The sequence below is a fragment of the Sphingobium sp. JS3065 genome (assembly GCF_026427355.1).
Classification (GTDB): Bacteria; Pseudomonadota; Alphaproteobacteria; order Sphingomonadales; family Sphingomonadaceae; genus Sphingobium.
The window spans coordinates 706,956-733,028 of record NZ_CP102664.1; the positions used below are offsets into that span (position 1 = coordinate 706,956).

24 protein-coding genes, 1 tRNA gene and 1 pseudogene are annotated in these 26,073 nt (G+C 62.8%); 14 read left to right on the forward strand and 12 right to left on the reverse strand.

Translation table 11 applies throughout. The annotated features are described in order from the left end of the window. Nucleotides 1–18 precede the first annotated feature (18 nt). Nucleotides 19–2,097, reverse strand: coding sequence for a transglycosylase domain-containing protein (locus NUH86_RS03465; protein WP_416365357.1), 2,079 nt, complete (start codon nucleotides 2,095–2,097; stop codon nucleotides 19–21). A gap of 109 nt (nucleotides 2,098–2,206) precedes the next feature. On the opposite strand from NUH86_RS03465, the gene NUH86_RS03470 reads away from it, so the two are divergent. Next, nucleotides 2,207–2,404, forward strand: a complete 198-nt coding sequence (locus NUH86_RS03470) for a hypothetical protein (RefSeq protein WP_267251289.1) — start codon at nucleotides 2,207–2,209, stop codon at nucleotides 2,402–2,404. Nucleotides 2,405–2,419: 15 nt separating this feature from the next. On the opposite strand, the gene NUH86_RS03475 is transcribed toward NUH86_RS03470, so the two are convergent. Next, nucleotides 2,420–3,715 carry an MFS transporter gene (locus NUH86_RS03475; RefSeq protein WP_267251290.1) on the reverse strand — a complete coding sequence of 432 codons (1,296 nt, stop codon included), beginning with the start codon at nucleotides 3,713–3,715 and terminating at the stop codon, nucleotides 2,420–2,422. A 147-nt stretch (nucleotides 3,716–3,862) separates the two neighbouring features. On the opposite strand from NUH86_RS03475, the gene pgsA reads away from it, so the two are divergent. The 3 genes from pgsA to NUH86_RS03490 are packed head-to-tail and all read left to right on the forward strand — an operon-like array spanning nucleotide 3,863 to nucleotide 5,127. After that, nucleotides 3,863–4,426 (forward strand): CDP-diacylglycerol--glycerol-3-phosphate 3-phosphatidyltransferase, encoded by a 564-nt coding sequence (gene pgsA, locus NUH86_RS03480; RefSeq protein ID WP_267251291.1) that lies wholly within the window; start codon nucleotides 3,863–3,865, stop codon nucleotides 4,424–4,426. A 3-nt stretch (nucleotides 4,427–4,429) separates the two neighbouring features. Further along, nucleotides 4,430–4,690, forward strand: a complete 261-nt coding sequence (gene moaD, locus NUH86_RS03485) for a molybdopterin converting factor subunit 1 (protein ID WP_267251292.1) — start codon at nucleotides 4,430–4,432, stop codon at nucleotides 4,688–4,690. Next, nucleotides 4,687–5,127 carry a molybdenum cofactor biosynthesis protein MoaE gene (locus NUH86_RS03490; protein ID WP_267251293.1) on the forward strand — a complete coding sequence of 147 codons (441 nt, stop codon included), beginning with the start codon at nucleotides 4,687–4,689 and terminating at the stop codon, nucleotides 5,125–5,127. Before moaD ends, NUH86_RS03490 begins: the two co-directional genes overlap by 4 nt. Before the next feature lie 6 nt (nucleotides 5,128–5,133). Here NUH86_RS03490 and NUH86_RS03495 read toward each other — a convergent pair whose 3' ends face one another. Together NUH86_RS03495 and NUH86_RS03500 are read right to left on the reverse strand one after the other, a co-directional pair. Beyond that, nucleotides 5,134–6,060 (reverse strand): hydrogen peroxide-inducible genes activator, encoded by a 927-nt coding sequence (locus NUH86_RS03495; RefSeq protein WP_267251294.1) that lies wholly within the window; start codon nucleotides 6,058–6,060, stop codon nucleotides 5,134–5,136. Nucleotides 6,061–6,099: 39 nt separating this feature from the next. Beyond that, nucleotides 6,100–6,873 (reverse strand): sulfite exporter TauE/SafE family protein, encoded by a 774-nt coding sequence (locus NUH86_RS03500; protein ID WP_267251296.1) that lies wholly within the window; start codon nucleotides 6,871–6,873, stop codon nucleotides 6,100–6,102. A gap of 160 nt (nucleotides 6,874–7,033) precedes the next feature. On the opposite strand from NUH86_RS03500, the gene epsC reads away from it, so the two are divergent. The 3 genes from epsC (at nucleotide 7,034) to NUH86_RS03515 (ending at nucleotide 9,181) form a co-directional block, all read left to right on the forward strand. Further along, complete coding sequence (gene epsC, locus NUH86_RS03505; RefSeq protein ID WP_267251297.1) at nucleotides 7,034–7,744, forward strand: serine O-acetyltransferase EpsC; 711 nt, start codon at nucleotides 7,034–7,036, stop codon at nucleotides 7,742–7,744. Continuing rightward, nucleotides 7,744–8,115, forward strand: coding sequence for a DUF2794 domain-containing protein (locus NUH86_RS03510; RefSeq protein ID WP_267251298.1), 372 nt, complete (start codon nucleotides 7,744–7,746; stop codon nucleotides 8,113–8,115). The genes epsC and NUH86_RS03510 overlap by 1 nt, the downstream gene beginning before the upstream one ends. Nucleotides 8,116–8,248: 133 nt before the next feature. After that, the gene (locus NUH86_RS03515; protein ID WP_267251299.1) at nucleotides 8,249–9,181 is read left to right on the forward strand and encodes an NAD(P)H-dependent flavin oxidoreductase; all 933 of its coding nucleotides are present in this window, start codon (nucleotides 8,249–8,251) and stop codon (nucleotides 9,179–9,181) included. 65 nt (nucleotides 9,182–9,246) lie between these two features. Here the strand turns inward: NUH86_RS03515 and NUH86_RS03520 are convergent, their stop codons facing one another. Next, complete coding sequence (locus tag NUH86_RS03520) at nucleotides 9,247–10,119, reverse strand: alpha/beta fold hydrolase (protein ID WP_267251300.1); 873 nt, start codon at nucleotides 10,117–10,119, stop codon at nucleotides 9,247–9,249. A gap of 132 nt (nucleotides 10,120–10,251) precedes the next feature. Further along, complete coding sequence (locus NUH86_RS03525; protein ID WP_267251301.1) at nucleotides 10,252–11,829, reverse strand: PAS domain S-box protein; 1,578 nt, start codon at nucleotides 11,827–11,829, stop codon at nucleotides 10,252–10,254. 12 nt (nucleotides 11,830–11,841) lie between these two features. Between NUH86_RS03525 and NUH86_RS03530 the strand changes: the two genes are divergently transcribed. The 3 genes from NUH86_RS03530 (at nucleotide 11,842) to NUH86_RS03540 (ending at nucleotide 13,494) form a co-directional block, all read left to right on the forward strand. Beyond that, nucleotides 11,842–11,979 (forward strand): hypothetical protein, encoded by a 138-nt coding sequence (locus tag NUH86_RS03530; RefSeq protein ID WP_267251302.1) that lies wholly within the window; start codon nucleotides 11,842–11,844, stop codon nucleotides 11,977–11,979. 13 nt (nucleotides 11,980–11,992) lie between these two features. Then, nucleotides 11,993–12,066, forward strand: a tRNA-Gly gene (locus tag NUH86_RS03535). A gap of 195 nt (nucleotides 12,067–12,261) precedes the next feature. Further along, a complete protein-coding gene (locus NUH86_RS03540) occupies nucleotides 12,262–13,494 on the forward strand; it encodes a tyrosine-type recombinase/integrase (RefSeq protein ID WP_267251303.1) in 1,233 nt (410 codons plus the stop codon). 180 nt (nucleotides 13,495–13,674) lie between these two features. Here NUH86_RS03540 and NUH86_RS03545 read toward each other — a convergent pair. The 3 genes and pseudogenes from NUH86_RS03545 to NUH86_RS03555 form a co-directional block, all read right to left on the reverse strand. Beyond that, nucleotides 13,675–14,771: pseudogene (locus NUH86_RS03545) on the reverse strand (IS630 family transposase). A 72-nt stretch (nucleotides 14,772–14,843) separates the two neighbouring features. After that, nucleotides 14,844–15,065, reverse strand: a complete 222-nt coding sequence (locus NUH86_RS03550; protein WP_267251304.1) for a conjugal transfer protein TraD — start codon at nucleotides 15,063–15,065, stop codon at nucleotides 14,844–14,846. Between the two features lie 16 nt (nucleotides 15,066–15,081). Next, nucleotides 15,082–15,405 (reverse strand): conjugal transfer protein TraD, encoded by a 324-nt coding sequence (locus NUH86_RS03555; protein WP_267251305.1) that lies wholly within the window; start codon nucleotides 15,403–15,405, stop codon nucleotides 15,082–15,084. 172 nt (nucleotides 15,406–15,577) lie between these two features. Here NUH86_RS03555 and traA point away from each other — a divergent pair, with 172 nt between their 5' ends. Both traA and NUH86_RS03565 read left to right on the forward strand, forming a co-directional pair. Then, a complete protein-coding gene (traA, locus tag NUH86_RS03560; RefSeq protein WP_267251306.1) occupies nucleotides 15,578–18,523 on the forward strand; it encodes a Ti-type conjugative transfer relaxase TraA in 2,946 nt (981 codons plus the stop codon). 156 nt (nucleotides 18,524–18,679) lie between these two features. Further along, on the forward strand, nucleotides 18,680–19,246 hold the full coding sequence (locus NUH86_RS03565; protein ID WP_267251307.1) for a DUF6118 family protein: 567 nt from the start codon (nucleotides 18,680–18,682) through the stop codon (nucleotides 19,244–19,246). A 452-nt stretch (nucleotides 19,247–19,698) separates the two neighbouring features. Here NUH86_RS03565 and NUH86_RS03570 read toward each other — a convergent pair whose 3' ends face one another. Further along, complete coding sequence (locus tag NUH86_RS03570; protein WP_267251308.1) at nucleotides 19,699–20,868, reverse strand: GGDEF domain-containing protein; 1,170 nt, start codon at nucleotides 20,866–20,868, stop codon at nucleotides 19,699–19,701. Between the two features lie 158 nt (nucleotides 20,869–21,026). Between NUH86_RS03570 and NUH86_RS03575 the strand changes: the two genes are divergently transcribed. Both NUH86_RS03575 and NUH86_RS03580 read left to right on the forward strand, forming a co-directional pair. Then, nucleotides 21,027–22,250, forward strand: coding sequence for an HlyD family secretion protein (locus NUH86_RS03575; protein WP_267251309.1), 1,224 nt, complete (start codon nucleotides 21,027–21,029; stop codon nucleotides 22,248–22,250). A gap of 7 nt (nucleotides 22,251–22,257) precedes the next feature. After that, a complete protein-coding gene (locus tag NUH86_RS03580) occupies nucleotides 22,258–24,204 on the forward strand; it encodes a glycosyltransferase (protein WP_267251310.1) in 1,947 nt (648 codons plus the stop codon). 264 nt (nucleotides 24,205–24,468) lie between these two features. On the opposite strand, the gene NUH86_RS03585 is transcribed toward NUH86_RS03580, so the two are convergent. Beyond that, nucleotides 24,469–25,323, reverse strand: coding sequence for a sigma-70 family RNA polymerase sigma factor (locus tag NUH86_RS03585; RefSeq protein WP_267251311.1), 855 nt, complete (start codon nucleotides 25,321–25,323; stop codon nucleotides 24,469–24,471). After that, nucleotides 25,320–25,772, reverse strand: a complete 453-nt coding sequence (locus NUH86_RS03590; RefSeq protein ID WP_267251312.1) for a carboxymuconolactone decarboxylase family protein — start codon at nucleotides 25,770–25,772, stop codon at nucleotides 25,320–25,322. The genes NUH86_RS03585 and NUH86_RS03590 overlap by 4 nt, the downstream gene beginning before the upstream one ends. Between the last annotated feature and the right edge of the window lie 301 nt (nucleotides 25,773–26,073).

Sequence of the window (26,073 nt, forward strand, 5' to 3'; positions counted from 1 at the left end):
TGCCGCGCCGCTTTCAAATCAGGGCTTTTGATCGCTGGCGGCCGGATCGGCCGGAACGATGATGCGCGGCGGCGGCGTGCCGGGCTGCGGTCCGGGCGCGCCCGGCGAAGGTTCGGGCGGCTGGTCGATCGGCAAACGAAGCTGTCCGCCGCCGATATTCACGGTCACGCCCTGCGTATCCAGGCCGACGCTCATATTGCCCAGGCCCGCCTCGCTCGCGACATTGGCGATGGCGTTGACCAGATCGCTGTCCTTCGTCTCCTCCGGCGCGTCCTCGACCGGCTCGTTGATGGCGCCCGCCATGAAATTGCGCCAGATCCGCGCAGGCACGCCGCCGCCCGCCGCACCGCCGGGCAGGGGGGTGTTGTCGTCATTGCCGATCCACACCGCCGTCACCAGCCCGCCCGCATAGCCGACGAAGATCGCGTCCCGGCTGTCCTGCGTCGTGCCGGTCTTGCCGAAAGTGCTGGTCCGCAGCGCCGCCGCGCTGCCGGTGCCGCGATTGGCGGCAGAGGACAGCAGGTCGCGGATCATCTCCAAATGGTCGTCGCTGAAGGTTTTTTGGCGGCCCAGCAGCCGGTCGAACCAGCCCTGTTCCTCCGGCGGCAGGCCATGGGCCAGCACCGGATAGGCGCCCGCCGCCACCGCCGCATAGGCCTCCGTCAACTCGACCAGCGGGATTTCCGACGTGCCTAGAGCCAGGCTCAGATCCTCGGTCAGGGGCGCGGTGACGCCCAGGTCGCGCGCCACCTTGATCACATTGTCGACGCCCACCTTCTGCGTCAGCCGCACCGCCGCGACGTTGCTCGACGCGGCAAAGGCCTGCCGCAGCGTGATGCGCCCGCGATATTTGCCGCCATGATTGGCCGGGCGGTAGTTTCCGGTGGTGATCGGCGTGTCCTCGATGAAATCATCGGGCGTCATGCCTGCGCGGAAGGCCGCGAGATAGACGAACAGCTTGAAGGTCGATCCCGGCTGGCGCTTGGCCTGCACAGCGCGGTTGAAGGCGCTTTTGCCGTAATCCTTGCCGCCCACCATGGCGACGACGCTGCCGTCGGGTTTCATCGCGACCAGCGCCACTTCCGCCTTGCCCAGCGGTGCGCGGCGGATCGCGGCTTCCGCCAGCCTTTGAATGCGCCAGTCGAGCGTGGTCGTCACATTTTGCGCGCCATAGACCGCGCCCGCCCGGTCGCGCGCCTGGGGCAGCACCCAATCCGCGAAGAAGGTGCCGCTGGTCGGATCGGGCGCTTCATGCACGTTCAGCCTGGCAGGCGACAGGGCGTCCCGCTGCGCCTTGCTGATATAGCCAGCCTCGACCATCGCCTGCGTCACCAATGCCGCCCGATCCCGCGCTCCCTTCAAATTGGTCGTCGGCGCGAGGCGGGAGGGCGCTTTCAGCAGCCCCGCCAGCATCGCCGCCTGCGGAATGGTCAGCCGTTCCGGCTGGCGGTTGAAATAGTGCAGCGACGCCGCCCTGAGGCCATAGACATTGTCCCCGAAATAGACGTTGGAGAGGTAGCGCTCCATGATCTGGTCCTTGGTCAGCCACGCCTCCAGCCAGAAGGCGATCAGCGCCTCCCGCGCCTTGCGTCCGAAGGTCCGGTCGGCGGAAAGGAACACGCCCTTGGCGAGTTGCTGCGTGATCGTGCTGCCGCCCTGCGACGATCCGCTGGACCAGAGATTATGCCAGGCCGCCCGCGCTATGCCGCGTGGGTCCACGCCCCAGTGGCTGGTGAATCGCCGATCCTCTATCGCCATGAAGGCCTGCGGCACATGTTTGGGCAGGGTGACGACCGTCACGGGCCTGTCGATGATCGCGCCCCGCCGCGCGATCAGATGGCTGTCCGCCGACATCAGGCTGATGCTGGGCGGCGCGATGGGCTTCAGGGAACGGGATAGCGGCGCGGTCACCGCCAGCCAGGCGATGACGATCATCAGCAACGCCAGCATCGCCGCCACCGCCCATCCGGCGATCTGCACCCGGCGTTTCCAGGGCTTTGGCGGCGCGAAGGCGCTGGGCGGACCGGCGCCGAAGGCGCGGGGCGGCAGGGTTTCAGGCTCCGGATTCGGCTGGGGGTCGTTCATCGCTCCGGCTATGCTGTGTTATTTATATGATACAGTCAAGCATGTCCCGTCGCGGGACAGCTCAGGATTAACCAGGAATAACGATATTCCAAAAGGTAAAGAATCTCTTAACCTGTCGATCATGAGCACGAGACCTCTAGTCCTGTCGAGCGAGTCGGCGCGCCATCCGTTCCGCCAGCGGCTGCCGCGCCATGTCCTGCGCGTCGCAGAGCCGAGCGGTACACGCGAACGCGCGCCGGTTTCGGACGATAATGACTGGAAGCTGTTCATGCTGAGCTTCGGCGCCTTCTTCACTGCCTTCTACAGCTTCATCTTCTAACTCGCCGCTGCCGCCTCAATCGCATGCCTTGTGCAGCGTCCACGCAATCCACGCGCAGGGCACGCACAGCGCCGCCACCAGCAGCAACTGGTTCACCACCGATACGCCCGCGATGCTGAGGCTGATGGTGATCAGCGATCCGATCACCATCGCGCCAGAATTGACGATATTGTTCGCCGCGACCGTCCGCGCCGCCTCGCATTTCTCGACCGTGGTGGTGAGGAAGGCATAGAGCGGCACCACGAACATGCCGCCGAAGGTCGCCACGCACAGCAGGCAGATCGACAGCGGAATCGCCAGCGGATGCGACAGAAATCCCGTCAGTGAAAGCATCCGCCCGTCCGACCCCGCCATCCAGAGATCGCACACGATATGGAAGGCGACGATGCTGATTCCCATGCCGATCACGGAAGCCGGGGCATATTTGGCCGACACATGGCCCCCCAGCAGCCGGTTGATCGCGACCGACCCGATGGCGATGCCGACGGAAAAAATGGCCAGGAACAGGCTGGCGACCGATTTGTCGGCGCTCAGCACATTCTTGACCAGCGGCGGGAACTGGATGAACAGCACCGTGCCCACCGCCCAGAAGAAGCTGATCGCCATGATGGCGAGGTAAAGCCGCCTGATATGCATCGTCCCCCGCACCAACGCGACCGAAGAGCGGATGATGTGAAAATCGATCGGCTGCCGATCCAGCAGGGACGGCGCGGCAGGCACTTCGCGGCCGGCCAGCCAGCCGATCACCGCGGTCAGGACGATGCCGACCGCCGCCGCCTGTACCGGGATGATCCCGGCCAATATGGTGCCGGCTAGAATGGCGATATAGGTTCCCGCTTCGACCAGCCCGGTTCCGCCCAGCACTTCCTCATCATGCAGATGCTGCGGCAGAAGCGCATATTTGATCGGCCCGAAGAAGGTCGAATGCACCCCCATGGCGAACAGCGCGACCAGCAGCAGCGGAATGGCGAGCGTGTGGACCGCGATCCCGCTCCAGATCAGCGCCAGTCCGGCGGCGCCCACGGCCATGATGACGATTTCGGCGGCCTTGACGATGCGGATGATGGTCGCCTTGTCCCGCTGGTCGGCCAATTGCCCGGACAGGGCGGAAAGCAGGAAAAAGGGCAGGATGAAGACGCCGGTCGCCAGCGCGCTGAACCAGGTTTCCGATTTCTCGTCATTATAGACGGTATAGACGACGAACAGCACCATCGCGTTCTTGAACAAATTGTCGTTGAAGGCGCCGAGCAGTTGCGTGATGAAAAGCGGCAGAAAACGTCGCTTGGTAAGGAGCCTGAGAGAGGCTTGCATGGGCGATGGGGTCTTCTTCGCTGTGGATGAGCGTCGCGGGGTCTAGCCATAGATGACCGGTCTGTCCAACCCTCCCGTGCGCGAAGGCCTGTCGCCTTGCTCGTGCGCCCGCTTGTGCATGGGCGCTGACTGTGGCAGTCCGCCGCCATGCTGACGCTGCCCAATTTGCTGACGCTTTCGCGCATATTGACCGTGCCGTTGCTGGTCGCCCTGCTCTGGCCCGCCGAAATCGGCGCGCGCTGGACCACCGGCTATATGCTGGCCTTCGCGCTCTATTGCCTGATGGGCGTCACCGATTATTTCGACGGCTATCTCGCCCGGGCGCAGGGCGCGGTGTCGAGACTCGGCATTTTCCTGGATCCCATCGCCGACAAGATCATGGTCGGTGCGGTGATCCTGATGCTGTCGGCCACCCGCGACATTTCCGGCATCCATATCGCCGCCGCGATGATCATCCTGCTGCGGGAAATCGCCGTGTCGGGCCTGCGCGAATTTCTGGCCGGACTCCAGGTATCCGTGCCGGTATCCCGCCTCGCCAAATGGAAGACCGCCTTTCAGTTGATCGCCCTGGGCGCGCTGATTCTGGCGGGCGCCGTTCCGCAATTCCCCTTCGTGCAACTGGTCGGCATCGCCACGCTCTGGGCGGCGGCGATGCTGACCCTGGTCACGGGCTGGGACTATCTGCGCGTCGGCATCAAGCATATGGATTGAGCTATGGCAGGGCTTAACCTCGTCTATTTCGCCTGGGTCCGCGAAGCCATCGGCCGCGATGAGGAGCAGGTCGAGCGGCCTGCCGCCAATGTCACCATCGGCGCGCTTGTCGCCACGCTGGCGGCGCGGGGCGGCGGCTATGCCGAGGCTTTCGCCCAGCCGGACAAGCTGCGCGCCGCGCTCGACCAGCGGTTCGTCCCGCTCGACAGCCTGATCGGGGAAGCGAAGGAACTGGCGATCTTCCCTCCGGTCACCGGGGGATGAACCGGGTTTCCATCCAGGCCGAGGATTTCGACCCGGCGGCCGAACTCGCCGCGCTGGAGGCCAGCGGCGGCGGCGGCGTCGCCAGCTTCACCGGCATCGTGCGGGGGGATGGCGGGCTGATCGCGCTGGAACTGGAACATTATCCGGCGATGACGACCGCCCAGGTCGACCGCATCGTCGCGGAGGCGAGCGAGCGCTGGCCCTTGCTGGGGGTACGGGTGATCCATCGCTTCGGGCGGCTGGAGCCGGGCGAGCGGATCGTCTTCGTCGGCACCGCCTCGCGCCACCGCACGGCGGCGCTGGAGGCCTGCGCCTTCCTCATCGACTGGCTGAAATCGCAGGCGCCCTTCTGGAAGAAAGAATATTTCGCGGATCGCACCGCCTGGGTCGAATCCCGCGCCGATGATGAGGCCAGGGCCGAAAGCTGGAAGCGCTGATCAAGCTCAGGCCGCCGCGCTGACCTCCGGCAGGTCAGCCGCATCGCGCAGCAGCGCCGCCAACAGCCGGAATTCCTTTTCGCGCGGACTATTCTTGCGCCACACCAGCGCGATGTCGCGATGCGCCCGTTCCGACCGCAGCGGGCGCGCCGTGATCTGCGTATGGTCCAGCAGGCCGCTGGCTATCGCCATTTCCGGCATGATCGTCATGCCCAGACCGTTGTCGACCATCTGCACCAGCGTGTGGAGGGACGTGCCCATCATCATCGCGCTCGCCCGAATCTCCGGCCGGTTGCACGCCGCCAGCGCATGGTCCTTCAGGCAATGCCCATCCTCCAGCAGCAGCAGCTTGGTCTCGTCGATCATCTCCGGCGCGATCCATTCGGGCGGATCGCGGGGATCGTCGCGGGGGAAGGCGACATAGAGCCGATCCTGGAACAGCAATTCGCTGTCCAGTTCCCCGGTCGGGAAGGGCAGGGCCAGCAGCACGCAATCCACATTGCCGTGCCGCAGCGATTCGATGGCCGCCTGCGTCGTCTCCTCGCGCAGGTAGAGCTTCAGTTCGGGCCTCTCGCTGCGCAGCTTGGGCAGCAGGCGGGGCAGCAGGAATGGCGCGATGGTGGGAATGACGCTCATGCGCAATTCGCCGGTCAGCGGCTTGCCCGACGCCTCCGCAATGGCGGCCAGTTCCTCCGCCTCGCGCAGCACGCGATGCGCCTTTTCCACGATGCGGTCGCCCAATGCCGTGAAGCGCACCACCCGCCGCGTCCTTTCGACCAGCGTGATGCCGATCAGCGACTCCAACTCGCGGATGCCCGCCGACAACGTCGACTGGGTGACGAAACAACTGTCCGCCGCCTTGCCGAAATGGCCATGCTCCTTCAGCGCCACAAGATATTGTAGCTGCTTGAGCGTTGGCAGGTAGCTCGACATTGATCGCCTTCCTCGATTGGAAGGCTTAATATAAGTGGCTTAACCGATATATCCAAGCCATTTGGCCACGCCGAACAGCGACGTCAGCGTCAGGATCGATCCCACGGCGATGAACAGCGTCCGGGGCGAGACATGCCGGGCCAGCATCGCACCGAAGGGGGCCGCGATCACGCCGCCGATCAGCAGTCCGATCGTATAGGTGGTGAAGGTCTCCCACCCCAGGTGCAGCAGGAAGGTGATGCTGATGGAGGTGGTCAGGATGAATTCGACGCTGTTGACCGTGCCGATGGTGTGCCGGGGGCTGGAACCCTGGATCAGCAGGTTCGACGTCACCACCGGTCCCCAGCCGCCGCCACCGGTCGCGTCCATGAAGCCGCCCACCAGCCCAAGCGGACCGACCCATTTGGGATTGCGCGCCTGGGGCGGATAATGGAAACCGCGCCAGACCAGATAGACGCCGATCGCCGTCAGGTAGAATTGCACGAACGGCTTGATGACGGCGCCATCGACATGGGACAGCAGATAGGCCCCGGCCACCCCGCCGATCACGCCCGGAATGACCAGCCGCGCAAACAGCCGCCAGTCGACGTTGCGATGGATGATATGGCTGATCGCGGACACGCCGGTGGTGAAGGTTTCCGCCGCATGCACGCTGGCCGACGCCCTGCTGGGCGGTACGCCTAGCGCCAGCAGCAGCGTGCTGGAGATGACGCCATAGGCCATGCCGAGGGCGCCATCGATCATCTGGGCGCCGAAACCGATAAGAATGAAAGGCAGAATTTCGCCGAAATGGGCGATAAAGGTGTCGATCATTCAATGGTCCCTGTCGTGATTGTCTACCATCTTGATTGGTATATCACGGCCCGCCAAGAAACTTTCTGTTTTATCGGGCGAAGCCGAAATAGCCCGCCATCTGGAAAAATCATCCTTTTGCGCTTATGTAGCTTTGGGTTGGTTTCATCAGGGGCGCTGCATGCTGCGCAATCTTATTGCTTATCTGGACTCGGTCAAATCCCGTGATCCCGCCCCGCGTTCGCGCGCCGAAATCCTGCTCTATCCGGGCGTCTGGTCGCTGGTTTTCCACCGGGTCGCGCATCGGCTCTATCGCGCCCGGCTCTATTTCCTGGCCCGCGCGGTGAATCACTTTTCCCGATTCCTGACCGGAAACGACATTCATCCGGGCGCTCGCATCGGCAGGCGTTTCTTCATCGACCATGGGTTCACCGTCATCGGGGAAACGGCGGAAATCGGCGACGACGTCACCCTTTACCAGAATGTGACGCTGGGTGGGACCGATCCCGCCAACGGCATTGCGGGCAAGCGGCATCCCACGCTGGAGGACGGCGTCATCGTCGGTTCCGGCGCGCAGGTTCTGGGTCCGGTGCGGGTCGGCGCCCGCGCGCGAATCGGCGCCAACGCGGTCGTAACCAGGGATGTGAAGGAAGGCGCCACGATGGTCGGCATTCCCGCGCGCGCCATGCTGGTCGACGTGACTGCCTATCAGCGCGAATTCCTGCCCTATGGCACGCCCTGCGCCGACACTCTCGATCCCGAAAAGCAGAAGCTGGAACAACTCCAGGCGGAGGTCGAGCAATTGCGCAAGCGCCTGGCGGAACTGTTGGCGGAACGCGGCGGCGCGCCCGATGACGATGTCTCCAGCATCAAGGAGCGTGGCCGCGCCTGATGAGCAATGTGACGCCGTTTCCTTTGCAAACCGGCCAGGGATCGGGCCAGGGATCGGGGGCATCCGTCAGTCAGACCGGTTTCGATCGCCTAGAACTTCAGAGGATCATGGATTTATACGGCCGCATGGTCGCCGCCGGTCATTGGCGCGACTATGCGATAGATATGGGGCGGGAGGCCGCGATCTTTTCCGCCTTCCGCCGCGCCGCCGAACGCCCGGAATTCCGCATCGAAAAACGCCCCTCCCTGCGTCACCGCCAGGGGATGTGGGCGCTGATCGGGGAGGCTGGCCATGTGCTGAAGCGCGGGGCGGAACTTCAGGGAATTCTCGCGCCGGTCGAACGCCGCCTGCTGAAGATCGTGGGGGACTGACTCCGTTCGGCTTCCCGTCATGTTGAGACGGGGATGCGCCTTTCCCCATTCGCCCGGCCACGAAATTCGGCCTTTTGCCGCGCCCCGGTAAATGATAGCGCCTTTCCAACATCAAGAAGGAGAGGCTGGGCCCGTGAGTTTGCCGGCATTTTTGGAAGGCCGTTTGTCCCTGCCGCTGATCGGTTCGCCGTTGTTCATCATTTCGCAGCCGGCGCTCGTGATCGCCCAGTGCCGCGCCGGGATCATCGGCGCCTTTCCTTCGCTCAATGCCCGGCCGTCCGGCGTGTTCGAACAATGGCTGCAACAATTGGGGGAGGCGCTGACGGAAAAGGACGCCCCCTTCGCCGTCAACCTGATCGTCCACAAGACCAACAGCCGGCTGGAGGAGGATCTCGCCCTCTGCGTCAAATATCGCGTTCCCATCGTGATCACGTCGCTCGGCGCGCGGAAGGATGTGAACCAGACGGTGCACAGCTATGGGGGGATCGTCCTGCACGACGTCATCAACAATGTCTTCGCGCGCAAGGCGATAGAGAAGGGCGCCGACGGCCTGATCGCCGTGGCGGCGGGGGCGGGCGGCCATGCCGGCACCCTGTCGCCCTTCGCGCTGGTGGAGGAGATTCGCGCCTGGTTCGACGGCCCGCTGGCCCTGTCGGGTTCCATCGCCACCGGCCGTTCGATCGCAGCGGCGCGAATGATGGGCGCGGACTTCGCCTATATGGGCTCTCCCTTCATCGCGACGGAGGAAGCCAATGCCGACCCCGCCTACAAGCAGATGATCGTGGAGAGCGGCGCGGGCGACATCGTCTATTCGGATTATTTCACCGGCGTCCTCGGCAATTATCTGCGCCCCAGCATCACCGCGGCGGGGCTGGACGCCGACAATTTGCCCAAGGCGGCCGACATGGATTTTTCCAGCGCGGCGCGGGGCGAAAAGAAGGCGTGGCGCGATGTCTGGGGCGCCGGCCAAGGGATCGGCGCGGTTCGGGAGGTTCAGTCCGCCGGCGCCTTCATAACGCAACTGAAGGCGGAATATCAGGCCGCCGTCGCCGGCTTCCGCGCCTGATCGGCGGTTCTTCCCCCGTCACCCCGGTAAAGGCAGGGGTGACGGGGGAATTGCTCATGCTCCGATCACAGGAATCCGCGCAATTCCGCGATGAAATGGTCGAATTGGTCATGATGCAGCCAATGGCCCGCATTCGCGAATTCGACCAGCCGGGCATCCTGAAAATGCGCTGCGCGTCCGTCCTTAACAGGATTGGACGCCCAGCTATCCAGCCCCAGGCACAACAGCGTCGGACAAGATATCCGGCTCCAGAATTCGGGCAGGTCCGCATCGTTCCAGGCCTGGGGCGCCGGATCGTACACATAGGGGTCGAATTTCCAGCGGTAGCTGCCATCCTCGTTACGATTGACGCCGTGGATGGTGAGGTGCATCGCCTGTTCGACCGACAGATGGTCGTTACGTTCCCGCATGCGCGCCACCGCCGCCTCTATGGTCGGGTAATGCCGCCTGGTCTGGCGCGCGCGCGTCCGCCTTTTCTCGATCCACCGGAGCCATTGTTCGGGCGCGGGTCTCCCCGCATATTCCGCGATCCGGATGGGTGAGAGGCCCAGCCCCTCAATCGCGACCATCTTGGCGACCTTTTCCGGGAACAACCCGGCATAGCGCAGCGCGATCGATCCGCCCAGCGAATGGCCGACCAATATCACCGGATCCCGGCCCAACTGTTCCACCAACTGCGCCAGGTCATAGACGTAATTGGCCATCATATAGGAACCTTCGGCCGACCAGGCGCTGTCGCCATGGCCGCGCAGGTCGGGCGCGATGACATGATAATCCTTCGCCAGTTCCCGCGCCGTCCAGTCCCAGCTTCGCGCATGGTCGAACCCGCCATGCACCAGGATCAGCGTCGGCGCCGCGCTGTTGCCCCAGTCCAGATAATGGAGGCGCATGCGCAGCGACGTATAGAAATGCGAAGTCGGCGCGGCTTGCCTGTTCATGCGATCCTGCGAATTGGTGGAAAGGGGCGGGCGATATTCATGTCTCTTTGGCGAACTGCCCGCCGCATGCAAGAGGCGATGGCAGAAAATCGATGCTTTACCTATGTTTCGCCCGGCTTGGTAAAGATCGCGTTACAGATCGTCCGGTGGGGCGGCCAGCCTGACGAGCTTGCGCCCCTCCTGCGTCGCGGACGTCACCATGCGCGCCAGTTCGGCCTGCCTGAACGGCTTGTCTAGCCTTGGCCGCCGGGTCATGTTCGGCGGCAATTCCGCAAAGCCGGTGATGATGACGACAGGCAGGCCGGGCAATCTCTTCTCGATCTCGTCGCCCAATTGCATGCCGTTCATGCCCGGCATGGCGAAATCGGTGATGACCAGGTCGACGCTGCCCTGTTCCAGCACGCGCAGCGCGTCCAGCCCCGATGTCGCCAGGAACACCGTGTGCCCCAGTTCCTCCAGCATGCCAGCGGTGTTGGTCAGCACCAGATCGTCGTCGTCCACCGCCAGTATGACCAGCGGCTCCGTGACCGGCGGGGCAAAGGGAGCCGCAATGTCGGTGGTCTCTTCCGCCTCCCCGGCGGCGGGAGCGACCGGTAGCCATAGCGACACGGTGGTGCCGTGGCCCTGCTGGCTGACGATGGTCAGCGATCCGCCGCATTGTTCGGCGAAACCATGCACCATCGACAGGCCCAGCCCCGTGCCCTTGCCGACCCCCTTGGTCGTGAAAAAGGGTTCGCGCGCCCGTTCCAGCGTAGCCGCGTCCATGCCTTCGCCCTCGTCCACGACGGACAGGCGCACATAGCGGCCAGCTTCCGGAACGGTCCGCTGTGCCGGCGGCAAGCTGTCCTCCACGCCCTCTATGACGATCCGCCCACCGTCCGGCATGGCGTCCCGCGCATTGATCGCCAGGTTGACCAGCGCCAGTTCCAGTTGCGCCGGATCGGCAAGGGCGGCGCTCAGATGCAGGGGAAAGCGCGTCTCGATGGTGACCCCGGCGCCCAGCGTCGCCCTCAACAGATCGGCCATGTCCCGCACCAGCGCCATGCAATCGACGCTTTGCAGCTTCAGTTCCTGCTTGCGTGCGAAGGCCAGCATGCGCTGCGTCAACGTCGCGCCCCGCTCCGCGGCGGTCATGGCGTTGTCGATGTAGCGCGTCACGTCGGCGCCGGTCGCCAACCGCTTTTTCGCCAGGTCCAGGCTGCCGACGATCACCGCCAGCAGATTGTTGAAATCATGCGCGACGCCACCGGTCAGCTTGCCGATGGCGTCCATCTTCTGTGCCTGGAAAAGGGTCTCCCGCGCTTCTTCCAGCGCCAGTTGCGCCTCCCGCCGTTCGGTGAGGTCGCGGGTGATCTTGGCGAAGCCGATCAGTTCGCCGTTCGCCTCCCGGATCGCGTCGATGATGACATGCGCCCAGAAACGCGATCCATCCTTGCGGATGCGCCACCCCTCCGCCTCGAACCGTCCTTCGCGCATCGCGGTTTCCAGCGCCCTGGAGGGCATGCCGGCCATGCGGTCCTCTTCCGGATAGAAGCAGGCGAAGTTCCGGCCCAATATCTCTTCGGCCTCATATCCCTTGAAGCGGCGCGCACCGGCGTTCCAACTGACGATGATACCGTCGGGCGACAGCATGTATATCGCATAGTCGGTGACGTTCTGGACCAGCAGTTCGAACCGGTTTCCAGATCCTTCCGCCGCCGCCAAGCTCATCTGAGGGTTCCCGTGGAATATCTCGTTCGTTATGGACAACGCTTCCGCATGCCGAACGTTCCGCTTGCGAAAGCGAATGTCCGGGACCGCCCGCCGGTCTCTGAAATTCTCCGCGGCGATGTCGTTGACGCCATCGGGATCAACGGCTAAGCCGCGCAGACAGGCGGGTGTAGCTCAATGGCAGAGCAGAAGCTTCCCAAGCTTACGACGAGGGTTCGATTCCCTTCACCCGCTCCAATTCTCGATCTCAGGACATCCCCGACAGCTTTACAAACCGCTGAAATATGCGGTATTTTTCGGGTCATCCGGCTCGTGAAATCTCCCTTCATGTCATGGAAGCCCAGGCAAAAGTGGGGCCTTTTTCGAAAATAGCGGGCCAAAAAATGCACGAGGCCCCCAAGGGTGGGGGCCTCGTCGTGGAAGGCCTGAACTATGTCACTGACTGATATAGCAATTCGTCGAGCCAAGACGCGCGATAAACCCTACAAGCTTTACGATGAGCTGGGGCTCTTTCTGGTGATCTCCCCGTCTGGCTCCCGACTCTGGCGAATGAAGTTCCGTCACGGCGGCTCTGAAAAGAAACTGGGCTTTGGCTCTTACCCTCAGGAGAGTCTGCGCGACGCGCGTAAAATGCGCGATGACGCTCGCGACCTGCTCGTGGAGGGCAAGGACCCCGCCCTTGAGAAGCAGCGCGAGAAGCTCCGAGCGGGCGCGCTGGCCGAAAACACCTTCACCAGCATTGCCAGTGAATATTGCCGCAAGCGGCGCCGCGACGGCGACAAGGCCTGGGCACCGGCCACCGCTGCGCGCTGCGAATATCTTCTCAGCCTGTTGGACAGCTCCATCGGCAAGATGCCGATCCATGAGATTGAGCCGATCGACGCCCTTGCCGCGATCCGCAAGATCGAGAAGCGGGGCAAGCTCGAAAGTGCGCGACGCACCTTGCAGCTGGCCAGTGCCGTGTTCCGCTATGCCGTTGCGACGGCCCGCCTGCGGTCTGACCCGACGCGGGACCTGCGCGGTGCGCTGACCATTCCAACGGTCACGCACTACGGGGCAGTCACCGATGCCAGTGAGGTTGGCGACCTGCTCAGGGCCATCGACGGCTACGAAGGCCAGGGCATGACGAAATGGGCTCTGCAACTGGCACCGCATGTCTTCGTGCGTCCTGGCGAGCTTCGTCATGCGCGATGGGATGAGATCGACCTCGACGCCGCACTATGGACCATCCCGGCCGAAAAGATGAAGATGCGCAAACCGCATCACGTGCCGCTCTCGCGTCAGTCAATCGCGATTCTGGAAGAAATCCGCTTGATCACCGGGTCGTCAGGTTACGTTTTCCCCTCGATGCGATCAAGAACGCGGCCGATGTCGGAGAACACCCTTAACGCAGCGCTGCGCCGCCTTGGTTATTCCAGTAACGAAATGACGGCACATGGCTTCCGGGCGATGGCGAGCACTCTGCTCAACGAATCGGGCAAGTGGTCCCCGGATGCTATCGAACGGGCGCTGGCTCATGGCGACAGCGACAAGGTGCGCGCGGCCTACCATCGCGGCGCCCATTGGAAGGAACGGGTCGCGATGGCGCAGTGGTGGTCCGATCTCTTGGATTCGTTGCGGAGTGGAGCCACCATCCGGCCCTTCCCGGGGGCAATGGCTGGCTGACCGTCTTGGGATCTGCCCGACTTCCGTTTCACCCGATTGCCTCCCCACGGTGATCAACTGGATGGCCGATAGGCGACCGTCCGGTTTGGAGCCGGATTGCGGGCATCGCAGCCGCTCACTTGGGGTCGGCCCAGCCGCGTGATAGATTAAGTCTCGACCGCTGGGCGGGCAGAAATTCTGCTAGTCACGTGAATCTGAAGTTCGGTTCATTGTTTTTTGGCAGAAGCGTTTGACCGCGGCGAGGATCTCGTCGGCTGACTTCACCCATTTGTAGGGCTTGGGATTTTCATTGTGAGCCGCAATGAAGGCCGTGATGTCGGCTTCGAGTTCGGCCGTGGATCGGTGGACACCGCGCTGCAACTGCTTGCGGGTCAATTCGGCGAACCAGCGCTCGACTTGATTGATCCAGGAGGCGGATGTCGGGGTGAAGTGGACATGCCAATGTGGACGGCGCGCCAGCCAGGCCTTGATCTTCGCTGTCTTGTGAGTGGCATAGTTGTCCATCACGAGGTGCACGTCCGGACCCTTGGGCATCTCGGCGTCGATCCTCTTGAGGAAGTCGAGGAACTCGGTTGCCCGGTGTCGTTTGTAGCACTTGCCGATCACCGCGCCGGTGGCGATGTCGAGCGCCGCGAACAGTGATGTCGTACCGTTGCGGATATAGGTATGAGTGCGCCGCTCGGGTACGCCAGGCGCCATGGGCAATACCGGCTGCTCGCGATCCAGCGCCTGGATCTGCGACTTTTCATCCACGCACAGCACAACCGCCCGGTTCGGTGGCGACATGTACAGGCCAACTATGTCCTGCACCTTGTCGACGAACAGCGGATCGCTCGACAGCTTGAATGTCTCTGACCGGTGCGGCTGCAGGCCAAATGCACCCCAGATTCGGCGGATGGTGGTGTGCGACAGCCCAGAAGCAGCTGCCATGGTGCGGATCGACCAATGGGTGGCATCCTTCGGCGTCGTGTTCAGCGTGCGCTCGATCACCTGAGCTACCTGCGCATCCGATACTGTGCGGGGTCGGCCGCACGATATTCATCGGTCAGCCCTTCAATGCCATCCTGCACGAAGCGACGCCGCCATTTGCCCACAATATGCTCGTGAACACCGAGGCGTTCGGCAACTTCCTTGCTCTGCAGGCCCTCTGCACACAGCAGAACCATCCGGCAGCGATCGGACAAAGAACGCGGCGCTTTGTGCCGCCGAACCTGACCTTCGAGAAAAGACCGATCCTCGGCGCTCAATATAACCAAATCCGCTTGTCTGCCCGCCATCCCCAATGCCCCTGCCTGTCCGACAACGACATATACAATGATGCCTACTTCAGTTCCAGGTGACTAGCGCTTTCATTCATTCCCGGCGTCATCGGAATCGGCAAAAGCCCGCATTCCACGTCGTCGCCATAAGGCCAGCGCCTGCTCGCGATCCGGCCAGCGCATTTTCGCCGCTGCCTCGACCAGCAGCCCGAGGATCACGGCGCGATCGTCGTCGGTGAGCTCGACGAGGCCCGCCTTGGCAACGAGCCCTCCCAGCTCGATCAGATGCCGCGTGCGTTTGCGCCGCTTCACATGCCAGTCCCTGTGATCATGCCGCGCCTGCTTCGCCTGAAGGCGATAGCGTGCGATCGTCGTCCTTCGCAGCGCTGCCTTGCTGGCCGCCAGTGCTGCGGCCAGCGTCTTCGCGTTCCCCCCGAAAGAACGCGGCGCCCCGCTTGCGCCACGCCTCCCGCGTTGAGCGCTCGGCAGTGGCAGCGCCAAGCAAGACGCCGGCCAGCTCCTCGATGCTGAGTCCATCGGCGCCGGTTGCCATGACCAGCTCGCCAAGCTGGCTTTGCTTGCGGCTCTTGAGTTGTCGCGCCTTATCATTGAGAGCCTTGAGTTCGGCGTCATAGTTCCTGGGTTTGCGCATGGTTCGTCCCTTTCCTTGATGGAGCGGAACGAACCAGTTATCGGGGTTCCCGATCAGTCACAACATCATGAAATCTCCTGAGATTTCGCGTTCCCGAGACTGATGAAATCTTTCGAGGGCGCGCTTATACGTCGTGCCGACGTGCGCTTTTGAGTGTAAATGGATTGCCGTCATGGCGATCTACCACTTCTCGGCCAAAGTGATTTCCCGCGCCGCCGGCTCCTCGGCGGTGGCAGCGGCCGCCTATCGCTCGGCCTCGCGCCTGCGTGATGAGCGCCTGGGCCGCCACCACGACTTCTCCAATAAGCCCGGCGTCGTGCACAGCGAAATCATGCTGCCCGATGGCGCGCCGGAGGAATGGCGCGACCGTGAACAGCTCTGGAATGATGTCGAGGCGGCGGAACTGCGCAAGGACGCGCAGCTCGCCCGCGAGATCGAGTTCGCCATTCCCCGCGAGATGAACCAGGCGGACGGGATCGAGCTTGCCCGCGACTTCGTGCAGCGTGAATTCGTCGACTGGGGCATGGTCGCCGATCTCAATGTCCATTGGGATATCGGACCTGACGGAAATCCCAAGCCCCATGCCCATGTTATGTTGGGGATGCGCGAAGTCACCGAAGAAGGCTTTGGCGCCAAAGTCCGCGACTGGAACAGGACCGAACTTCTGACCCACTGGCGCGAGGCCTGGGCCGAACATGTCAATCAACGCCTCGCCCAGCTCGATATCGACGCCCGGATCGATCACCGATCTTTGGAAGTGCAGGGCATTGACCTCGAGCCGCAGCACAAGATCGGTCCCGCCGCCTCGCGCATGGTCGAGCAGGGACTGGAGAGCGAGCGGCTCGACGAGCACCACGCCATTGCCCGTGCCAATGGCGAGAAGCTGCTCGCTGATCCGGCCATCGCCCTGGATGCGATCACCCACCAGCAGTCGACCTTCACCACCCATGACCTTGCCATGTTTGTGCACCGGCACAGCGAAGGGAAGGACCAGTTCGATCAGGTGATGGCGGCGGTTCGGTCCTCGCCCGAGCTGGTGAAACTGGGTAAGGATGGCCGGGGTGAGGACAGGTTCACCTCAAGGTCGATGCTGGAAACCGAGCAACGGCTGGAACGTGCCACCGCAACGCTCGACGCGCGGCGCCATCATGGCGTGGGCGAGCGGCATCTCGAGCGGGCGTTGGCCCACGCGGCGGATCGGGGAATGCTGCTCTCGCCCGAACAACGCGGCGCGTTCGAACATGTGACCAACTCTCGCGGCATCAGCAACGTCATCGGCTATGCCGGCACCGGCAAGAGCGCGATGCTGGGCGTCGCGCACGAAGCATGGGAATCGGCAGGCTACACCGTGCAGGGCGCGGCCCTATCCGGCATCGCCGCCGAGAACCTCGAAAGCGGCTCGGGCATTGCCAGCCGCACCATTGCCAGCCTGGAGCATCAATGGGCTCAGGATCGCGAGTTGCTGACCAACAGATCGATCCTCGTCATCGACGAGGCCGGCATGATCGGCACGCGCCAGATGGAGCGCGTGATGGCCGAGGCCCAAAAGCGCGGCGCCAAGGTCGTGGCTGTAGGCGATCCCGAGCAGCTTCAGGCGATCGAGGCGGGCGCTTCGTTCCGCTCTATCGCCGAGCGCCATGGCGCGGTCGAGATCAAGACCGTTCGCCGCCAGTCCGAGGACTGGCAGCGCCAGGCGACGCGACAGCTTGCCAACGGTCGGACGGGCGAGGCACTCGCCGCCTATGACGAGGCGGGCCATGTCCATGCCGCCGGGACGCGCGAACAGGCACGTGAGACGCTGATCGATCGCTGGGACAAGGAACGGCAGGCACATCCTGATGCCAACCGGATCATCCTCACCCATACCAACGAGGAGGTGCGCGAACTCAATGAAGCCGCGCGGGGGCGCATGCGCGCCGCGCAGATGTTGGGTGACGACATCAACCTGGTCGTCGAGCGCGGTAGCCGTGCCTTTGCGACCGGCGACCGTGTCATGTTCCTGCAAAACGAGCGCAGCCTGGAGGTGAAGAACGGCACGCTCGGCACCGTCGAGCATGTCAGTCCGATCGCCATGCGCGTGCGCACCGATGACGGCAGGGCCATCGCCTTCGATCTCAAACACTATGCCCATGTTGATCATGGCTATGCCGCCACGATCCACAAGGCGCAGGGCATAACCGTGGGCAATGTCCACGTGCTGGCAACACCGAGTCTCGATCGGCATGCCGCCTATGTCGCGCTGTCCCGGCACAGGGACAGCGTCGATCTGCATTACGGCAAGGACGACTTCGCCGATCAGTCGAAGTTGGTCCGCGCCCTCAGCCGCGAGCGTGGCAAGGACATGGCGTCGGACTATGCCTGCGTGACCGAGCCTGTCCCGCAAGTACAGCCCAGGCGCGGCATCTTCGACGGGCTCAAGCTCAAACCATCACCGCTCGATCGGATCCCGACAAATCCGAACTTCGATGGCCTGCGGCTCAAAGTCTCGAAGGATCTGGCACAACCCACCGCGCCTCCGCCGGAGATCGTTTCGACCGCGCCCGGCGCCGAGAGCCGCGAGGCACAGCTGCGGCACGAGCGGACAGATGCGCTGCAACGCCATGCCAGGGCGATCGATGCGATCTACAGCACGCGGGATCGTGGCGGCCGGGAAAGCCCCGAGCAGCTCGCCGAGCTCAGGTCTGCGCGCCAGGCGTTTGAGGAGCAGCGCCCGGATGGGCCGCGCGATGCCGAGGTGGCCTATGCCAAGGACCCACACCTCGCGAGCGAGGCGGCGCAGGGTCGCACCGCCCGTGCGATCCGCGCACTGCAGCTGGAAACCGAGCTGCGCACCAATCCCGAGTTGCGGGCCGACCGGTTCATCACCCGCTGGAACGACCTCTCCGGTCGGGTTGATCGGCACTATGCCGCCGGGAATATGGACGCCTACAAGTCCACGCGTTCGGCCATGGCGGATATGGCGAGGAGCCTCCACCGCGATCCGCAGCTCGAATCCCTCCTTGCCATCCGCAAGGCGCAGCTTGGCATCACCATGATGGACAGCCAGCGCTCGCTTGGCGCCCAGCTCGCGTTCGACCACGGCATTGATCTTGGCAGGGGACGCGGGCTGGGGCTGTAGAACAGCCCAAGGCCCGAGTCGTGGGGGTCTTCACCACCTGCCACAATCTCAGGCCGCCTCAGTTGCAGGCGCGCCAACGCGGCCGCGAATCTCATCGCTTCCAGCGATGTTTCAGCCTCTGGCATTCCGAACGGAGCAAGGTCTAGCCTGCCGTTCATGACCGAGACCACCGACACCGAAGTAACCACTGCCCAGGCCTTCGAGGCCGTGCGGCATGAACTCAGCCTCCTGCACAATGCCGTTGCCAACCTGACGGCGGCGCGCGAGCGGATCCCCGATCACACGGCGGCGCTTGATGGCATCGATCGACGTCTGGGGAATGTCTGTGGCCGGCTTGCCGCCGTCGAACAGACACCGGCGATCTCGCTCACACCCGCCGAAATGGCGCAGCAGATCAACCGAGCCGCTGAAGCCGTGCGCGTTGAGGATCGGCGCATGCTCGACACCGCGCGCGCCGCGCTCGACCGGTCGGCTGGGCAAATCGACAGAGTTGTAAAACGGGGGCAGGCGGCCGACCGGCAGATCGAACGCCAGATATGGTGCGTGGCAGCGGGCATGCTCGCCGGCATCCTCGTATGGGCGGTGCTGCCCGGAACCGTTGCACGATCCCTGCCGGCCAGTTGGCATGTGCCCGAATGGATGGCGGCGCGGACCATGAACATGGAGCAGAGGGTCGCTGGCGAGCGACTGATCGCGACGGCGCGCAAGCCGGAACGACCGTGAGGTTGGACTGTCCGGAACGACAGGTCACACCCGCACAAATGTAATAGCGGACATTCGGATGCGTCGGTATCGGCTTCCGGGTCCGACCCTTCTTTGCCGTTCAGCGCCTAGTTTTTACTCCTCAGGTGCGGACCGGCTGCTTATCCGTCCTGGGCAAGAAAGGCCAGGTCAAAACTATGGATTGACGGGTTCATCAGGAATTTCCGTTTCCAAGACCCCGAAAAATTCAATCGAACGGCGGGAAGTGGCGCGATGTCGAAGGGCTGATGAGGGGGCTTGGGTTGGCCATGCACGAGCCCCTTTCACGTTGAGTTTACTCGGCTAGAATCAGGCGTTGCGCTGGGATTGTTCCTCATGATCTGACGATCAAACCGGTGGCACGAACGACAACTGGGATTAGCTTCACTCAACCGCAAGCCTGTCGAAGAAGGCGGAACCACCTCATGGTTTCCCTACGCCACCGCCAGCTTGACGGCCAACGCATCTTCCCTGGTGCAGAAATGCAGCGTTGCCTTCCCATTCATCTTGGAACGGTAAAGGGCTGAATCCGCGCAGGAAATAAGCTGTTCAAGGTCCAGGCTGAGGTCAGGAGCTATTGCAATTCCCACGCTTGCGGAAATACTCATGGATATACCGCCCACCTCATAGGGAGCGCTCAGCCGCTTGATGAGGCGGCGCGCAAGCATTTCCGCCTCGTCTTCATGGAAGACATCTTTCTGGATCACGATAAACTCGTCACCTCCGACACGGGCCACTATGTCGTCGGCTCTTACCATAGTCTCAAGCTGGGCGGCGACCTGGCGAAGTATCTCGTCGCCGGCCGGGTGGCCGTATGTGTCGTTGATCGCCTTGAATCCATCGAGGTCAATGAAATGCATAGCGAGTTTACTGCCTGAACGGATCGTGTCGGTGCTGATTTCCTGAAATCGCTCTCGCAGCAGCAACCTGTTGGCAAGGCCGGTCAATGGATCTCGCTTGGCGAGGTGGGCCATGTCGTGACGGGCGGTATGGTGCGCGACCGCTGAACGGTACAGATGGGCGACCGTCTGCAGGCTCAGGGCCGTTATCATCGCGACGAGTAAGGATTCGATCAGAAAAAGCTCGCTGTGAAGGGGGGTCGGATGCCCTTCGAGAGCGTGGAGCGCCAGGGCGACAACGGTAGGCACCGTGGCGAGCAACAGGCTGACTGCGCAAATGAAAGGCCGAATAGAGATGCGCGACACCACCCCGGCGCCGAAGCTGAATACCAGGCTCACTGTCAGGAGATGGAAGACCGGGAAAGGATAGGTCAATGCGCGGGCACTGAGCATCCCGAGCAGGAGGGCGAACGCATAATTGCCCAGGGCATAATAGCGTTCCCATTGTTTGAGCCGGCTTGCATCAACGACAGGACGGGATTTGTTATACGCTCTGATCAGCAGGCCACGCCCGATCGTGACCAGGCCGCCTGTCACCGCCAGCGTTCCAATGATCGCGTCGCCCAGATGATAGGCCGTCAATCCGGCAACGCCGACAAAAACCAGCCCCAATCCCAGAACCGGCAGCCCCATGCTGAACAGCATGTCGATGAAGTCACGGTAGACAGCCTGAGGCAGCGGAACTGCCTCAGAAAAGAGCGTCAAGCTCCGGCGCCGAGGCGCCTGTCTCTGCTGGTCTGAACGTCTCACGCGGCCACCTTAACTCGCCGTGGTTAACCAAAAGTAATTCCCCGAGGAGCTGGGCCCATCAACTCCTTCTTAACCATGACTGCTTACGATGCGTCCATGAGGTCGAGGGCGAAATGAGCGTAGAAGCCAAATTTCTAACCGATGACGCAGAGGAACTGCAACTACCCGAACAGCCCAAGCGGCGATGGTTCCACCTGCCGCGCCGGATGCTGGTCGGTGGCCTGCTGTTGGTCATGGCCTTCGCCGTACTGGTACGCAGCTTTATCTTCACAGCCGGCTACAACACGACATTGGTGGCGGATATGGGCGTCGTCAGGGCGCCGATCTCCGGCGAGGTCGATCGGCTCGGCGCGAATGTCGGTGATCGCGTGGCGCGGGACCAACTGCTGGGAAGCTTTGCTGCTCCGGTGGGCCTGTCGGCGGCTGTCCGTGCCGGATCGGAAGATGTGGATCAACTCCAGGCGAAACTGGCCAGCATCGACGGCCGAATGGCCGCTCTGCGCGCTGACGCCGACCATATCCGCAGCGAATCGGGTATCTATCGTTCTGAAAAGCTGGTGCAGATGGATGCGGTCGCAGACGAAAGCTCCGCAGAACTTTCCGCTGCGCAGGCACGGCTGACCTTCGCACAAAAGCAACTGGACCGCACCCGTGCGCTAGCCGATCGAGGATTCATCAGCGCCGCCGGACTTCAGCGGGCAGAGCAGGATCAGCGGGCCGCTCTGGCGGACCAGAATGCGGCCATGGCCCGCCGGCGCACCAATCTGATCGAAGCACGCGCCGCAGGGCAAGGCCTGTTCCTCAACAACGGCTATAGCAATGTCCAATATTCAACCCAGCGCCTGAGCGATCTCAATCTGGCGTTGAGCGAACTCCAGGGCGAGAGGGAGAACCTGACCGCAGCGCTCGCCACCGCGCAAAAATTGAGCGGCGGCGGCAAGGTCAGCGCCATGCGGCGGCTGCAACTTCCGTTGCAAGCAAGCATCGATGGCCGGGTCTGGGCAAAGGTCGCCGCTCCGGGGGAATCACTGCGTGAAGGCGATCCGATCTACATGCTCGCCGACTGTTCGTCCTTCTTCGCCTATTTCACCGTTGGCCGCAGCGCCTACAGCAAGCTCAACATCGGCGCGCCGGTGACATTCATCGCATTTTCGAGCGGCGATCGCTGGCCGGGTACCATCGTCAACATGGGGGTGAGCGATCCTTCCCAGCTCCGCGTCACCAGCCATGTTCCCAACCCCGCCCCGGGCGAATATCTGATCGGCGCACGGATCACGCTTGACACGCAGGGCCAGAAGCAGTGCCCGGTCGGCACGGCGGGCCGGGTGGTGCTGTAACGCAGCCATGAATGCCGCCGAAATCCCATCCTATTTCTGGGGCATGGCCACCCTGGGCCTCTGCCTGCTGTTCTTTCCCAAACTCACGCCAGCCAACCCCCTGCATCGGCTGATCGTCAGCGGCGCCGCGATCGGATCGATCCTGATCTATATGATATGGCGCCTGGTAGCTACGCTCGACCTGGACACGCCTGGCGCCGCCCTGCTTTCCGTGAGCTTCTTCATGCTGGAAGTCTGCTCCACGCTGGGCGGAACCCTGGTGCTGATCGTCCTGACGCGAAAGCGTGACCGCTTGAAGGATGTCCGCAACAATATAGGCTGGTTGCGCGCCAACAGGCCCAGCGCGGCGATCTTCATCTGCACCTATAATGAAGATATCGGGATTCTGGACCGCACGATCACCGGGGCGCTCAATCAGAATTATCCTGCAAAGGTTTATCTGCTGGACGACGGCCGCCGGCCGGAGGTCGAGGCGTTATGCGAACGCCGCGAAGTGGAATGGCTGACGCGCCCAAACAATGTACATGCCAAGGCCGGCAATATGAACGCGGGCATGGCGACATTGGCGGCGCGTGGCGAGACGCCGGACTTCATAGCCATATTGGACGCGGATTTCGTCGCCCTGCCCAATTTCATATCCCATTGCATGGCGCTGTTCGAGGATCCCGCCGTCGGCGTGGTGCAGACGCCGCAACATTTCTTCAATCCCGATCCGTTGCAACACCGGATCAAGGGACATCTGGACCTGCCCGACGAGCAGCGCTTCTTCTTCGACACCTTGCTGCCGGCCAAGGACGGATGGGGCACGGCCTTTTCCTGCGGAACATCGTCGGTCGTCCGCACCAGCGCGCTGACCGACCTCGGCGGATTTCCGACCGACAGCGTCACTGAAGACATGCTGCTGTCGATCCGGATGAAACAGCATGGCTTTGTCACGGCCTATTTAAACGAAAAGCTCAGCCTTGGACTCGCGCCCGAAGGAATTGGCGAATATTGTACCCAGCGCATCCGCTGGTGCGTGGGAGCGATGCAGATCATGCGTAGCACCCACGGCTTGTTTTCGCGTCGGCGGCTCAGCTGGATCGACAGGATGAGCTTGCTGGAAACCTTTCTGTACTGGGTGGGTAGCTTTCCCTTTCGCCTCGCCTGCCTGCTGGTGCCGATCCTCTACTGGATGACCGGTCTGACCATCATGGATGCGCCGATTGGACAGCTTGCGACATTCCTGCTGCCACGGATCCTGGTGGAAGCCTTCGCCATCAGCTGGTATTCCAACGGGCGCATCCTGCCGCTGTTGACCGACACGTCCCAACTGCTGATCGCGCCGGAAATCGTCGTGGCCTCGTGCCACACCCTTCTGTTCCCGGGTGAGCGCCCCTTCAAGGTGACAGCCAAAGGCGGCGACCGCTCCCGGACGGTGATCCACTGGAAATTGCTGTCGCGCTTTGCGGTCGTGTTGTTCCTGACCGTCGCCGGGATGCTCTTCAGCTACGGCTCACCGCTGGCACCGACCTTCTTCTCCGACCAGAAGGGTATTGTGGCGTTCTGGAGCATGTACAACATACTGGTCTGCATCATCGCCATCATCGTCTGTGTCGAAAAACCGCGACGAGCCGAAGAGCGGGCTCCCATCAGCGGAACAGCGCTTTTCAATGCCGGGGAGAGTGCCACCCCGGTGAGGTTGCTCGACATTTCATCCAGCGGCGTGGCCTTTGCCAATGAAGGCAGCTGGCACGTTGGCGATAGGGGTACGATTTCGATCAGGGAAGTGGGCGATGTGCCAGCGATCATTGCACGCGTCACCGACCGGGTCGTGGGGGTCAAGATCCTCCTGACGCCCCAGCAGCAGGTCGCTCTCACGCATTTTCAGTTTGCCGGCGATCGCATGCGTACCCCGGATGTGTCCACGCTCGGCAGCGTCCTGGCCCTGATCAGAGGCCTTGCGCTGAACTGAGCAAATGACCGCTTTCAGGGGAGCCACTTTACGCCAGGAACGGCGGCAATTGGCGCGATGCCGTCGCTAGGTAGCAGCCTCACGGGATCGCAGGAACGGCCGCTATCCGATAGCCGACCTCCAAAGCTGACCGAGCAAATTGTCCCCAACGATGGTTGATCGTGGCTGCCAAGTTACCTGTAAACGAACGGCAAGTTTCGATGCCACGATCTGAGTCTCGAAACGACAGCTATGTTGGCGGAAGCAAATATTAACGTGGTTACTTCAATGCACCGATCCCTCCAGATGACGCAGCTTGTCGGGATTGCGCATAACGTAGATGGCCCGGATCAAACCGTCTTCGATCAACAGAGCCGTCGTCTGTAGCATGCCGTCCGGCTCGCGCGTGACGAAGCCGGGAAGACCGTTGACGAAGGAATAGCGTATCAGCTCGGGTGGCCCGTGACTCAGGCGCAATATCGCAGCGAGGGCCCGCGTGACTTCGCGCGCGCCTTCCAGAATGCGGGCTACAGCCGGTCGTTTACCGCCGCCGTCGGCGTGGAAACGCACGTCATCGGCGAGGAGCTTGCCGAGATGGGCGATCCCTTCACCGCGTGACGCCTGGAAGAAAGCCTCGGCAATCTCCATGCCTTGTTCCCGGCCAACGGAATAGCGGGTCCGTTCCTTGCGCACATTGGTTCGCGCCCGGCTCGCAAGCTGGCGGCAGGCCGCAGGGTCGCGACCAATCGCGGCAGCAATATCCTCGAAGCTCTCCCCAAATACGTCATGCAGCAGGAAGGCCGCGCGCTCCAGTGGTGACAGTCGCTCCAGCGCCAGCATCAGCGGCAGGGTCACGTCCTCCACCGGGTGTTCCTCGACCACCGGTTCGGGGAGCCAGGGGCCACCATAGGCTTCTCTGCGTACCCGTGCCGACTTCAGATGATCGAGGCACAGGCGCGTGACGATCCGGCGGAGAAAGGCGGCGGGAACGCGCACCGCACCCCTGTCCGCCTGCGCCCAACGGATGAACGCATCCTGCATCACATCTTCCGCATCGCTCATCGACCCAAGCATCCGATAAGCGACGCGAAGCAGGTCCGGCCGGTGCGTGTCGAACAGGACGGTGGCGCTATCCGTCATTTCCAACCGAGTTCCGGCGCATAAAGGTTGAAGCCGACCGCTAGCCGGTTCCAGCCGTTGATGACGTTGATCATCATGGTTAGCTTCACCTGCTCTTCCTTGTCGAACTGGCCATCCAGCGGGGCATAGACGGCATCGGGCGCACGCTTGGTGGCGACCTCGGTCAGATGTTCGGTCCAGGCCAGCGCGGCGCGTTCCCGGTCAGTATAGCACGGCGCTTCCTGCCATGCGGCCAGCAGATGGATGCGCTGCTCTGTTTCACCCGCCCGGCGCGCGTCGGCAGTATGCATGTTGAGGCAGTTGGCGCAGCCGTTGATCTGAGAAGCCCGGATCTTGACCAGCTCGAGCAGCGGTTTCTCAAGCCCGCACTCTCCGACCTGTATTGAAAAAGCATACCAGGCCCTAAAAAGGTCGGGAGCGGTGGCGGTCACATCGGCGCGAGGTGTCATGGCAATATCCTTTCTTTTATAGGGATGCCGACATGACGAGGCAAAGCGGGTCGACGTGACATGGTCAGAGAAATTTTCCTCCAATGTGAGGAGTTATGCAAACGCCACGATCGCGTGCCCCGCCGCTAGAGCGGCCGATGAACGAATGGAAGGTTTCAAGAACCCATCATTCAACACTCGAATGACCGTTCTGTTGGCACAGCCGTCACCGCCGGGCCACGCGTGGGAGGGCAGCCACTTTACTTTCGCTGCCAGAAACCTGCCCGACCGAAATCCTGTCAGGTCAAGCCGATCAGCGGTC

What these genes read in the sequence shown, in the direction of transcription:
- NUH86_RS03470 (WP_267251289.1), top strand. Translation starts at nt 2,207, where the DNA reads ATGAGCACGAGACCTCTAGTCCTGTCGAGCGAGTCGGCGCGCCATCCG.
- NUH86_RS03475 (WP_267251290.1), bottom strand. Translation starts at nt 3,715, where the DNA reads ATGCAAGCCTCTCTCAGGCTCCTTACCAAGCGACGTTTTCTGCCGCTT.
- pgsA (WP_267251291.1), top strand. Translation starts at nt 3,863, where the DNA reads ATGCTGACGCTGCCCAATTTGCTGACGCTTTCGCGCATATTGACCGTG.
- moaD (WP_267251292.1), top strand. Translation starts at nt 4,430, where the DNA reads ATGGCAGGGCTTAACCTCGTCTATTTCGCCTGGGTCCGCGAAGCCATC.
- NUH86_RS03490 (WP_267251293.1), top strand. Translation starts at nt 4,687, where the DNA reads ATGAACCGGGTTTCCATCCAGGCCGAGGATTTCGACCCGGCGGCCGAA.
- NUH86_RS03495 (WP_267251294.1), bottom strand. Translation starts at nt 6,060, where the DNA reads ATGTCGAGCTACCTGCCAACGCTCAAGCAGCTACAATATCTTGTGGCG.
- NUH86_RS03500 (WP_267251296.1), bottom strand. Translation starts at nt 6,873, where the DNA reads ATGATCGACACCTTTATCGCCCATTTCGGCGAAATTCTGCCTTTCATT.
- epsC (WP_267251297.1), top strand. Translation starts at nt 7,034, where the DNA reads ATGCTGCGCAATCTTATTGCTTATCTGGACTCGGTCAAATCCCGTGAT.
- NUH86_RS03510 (WP_267251298.1), top strand. Translation starts at nt 7,744, where the DNA reads ATGAGCAATGTGACGCCGTTTCCTTTGCAAACCGGCCAGGGATCGGGC.
- NUH86_RS03520 (WP_267251300.1), bottom strand. Translation starts at nt 10,119, where the DNA reads ATGAACAGGCAAGCCGCGCCGACTTCGCATTTCTATACGTCGCTGCGC.
- NUH86_RS03525 (WP_267251301.1), bottom strand. Translation starts at nt 11,829, where the DNA reads ATGAGCTTGGCGGCGGCGGAAGGATCTGGAAACCGGTTCGAACTGCTG.
- NUH86_RS03540 (WP_267251303.1), top strand. Translation starts at nt 12,262, where the DNA reads ATGTCACTGACTGATATAGCAATTCGTCGAGCCAAGACGCGCGATAAA.
- NUH86_RS03555 (WP_267251305.1), bottom strand. Translation starts at nt 15,405, where the DNA reads ATGCGCAAACCCAGGAACTATGACGCCGAACTCAAGGCTCTCAATGAT.
- traA (WP_267251306.1), top strand. Translation starts at nt 15,578, where the DNA reads ATGGCGATCTACCACTTCTCGGCCAAAGTGATTTCCCGCGCCGCCGGC.
- NUH86_RS03565 (WP_267251307.1), top strand. Translation starts at nt 18,680, where the DNA reads ATGACCGAGACCACCGACACCGAAGTAACCACTGCCCAGGCCTTCGAG.
- NUH86_RS03575 (WP_267251309.1), top strand. Translation starts at nt 21,027, where the DNA reads ATGAGCGTAGAAGCCAAATTTCTAACCGATGACGCAGAGGAACTGCAA.
- NUH86_RS03580 (WP_267251310.1), top strand. Translation starts at nt 22,258, where the DNA reads ATGAATGCCGCCGAAATCCCATCCTATTTCTGGGGCATGGCCACCCTG.
- NUH86_RS03585 (WP_267251311.1), bottom strand. Translation starts at nt 25,323, where the DNA reads ATGACGGATAGCGCCACCGTCCTGTTCGACACGCACCGGCCGGACCTG.
- NUH86_RS03590 (WP_267251312.1), bottom strand. Translation starts at nt 25,772, where the DNA reads ATGACACCTCGCGCCGATGTGACCGCCACCGCTCCCGACCTTTTTAGG.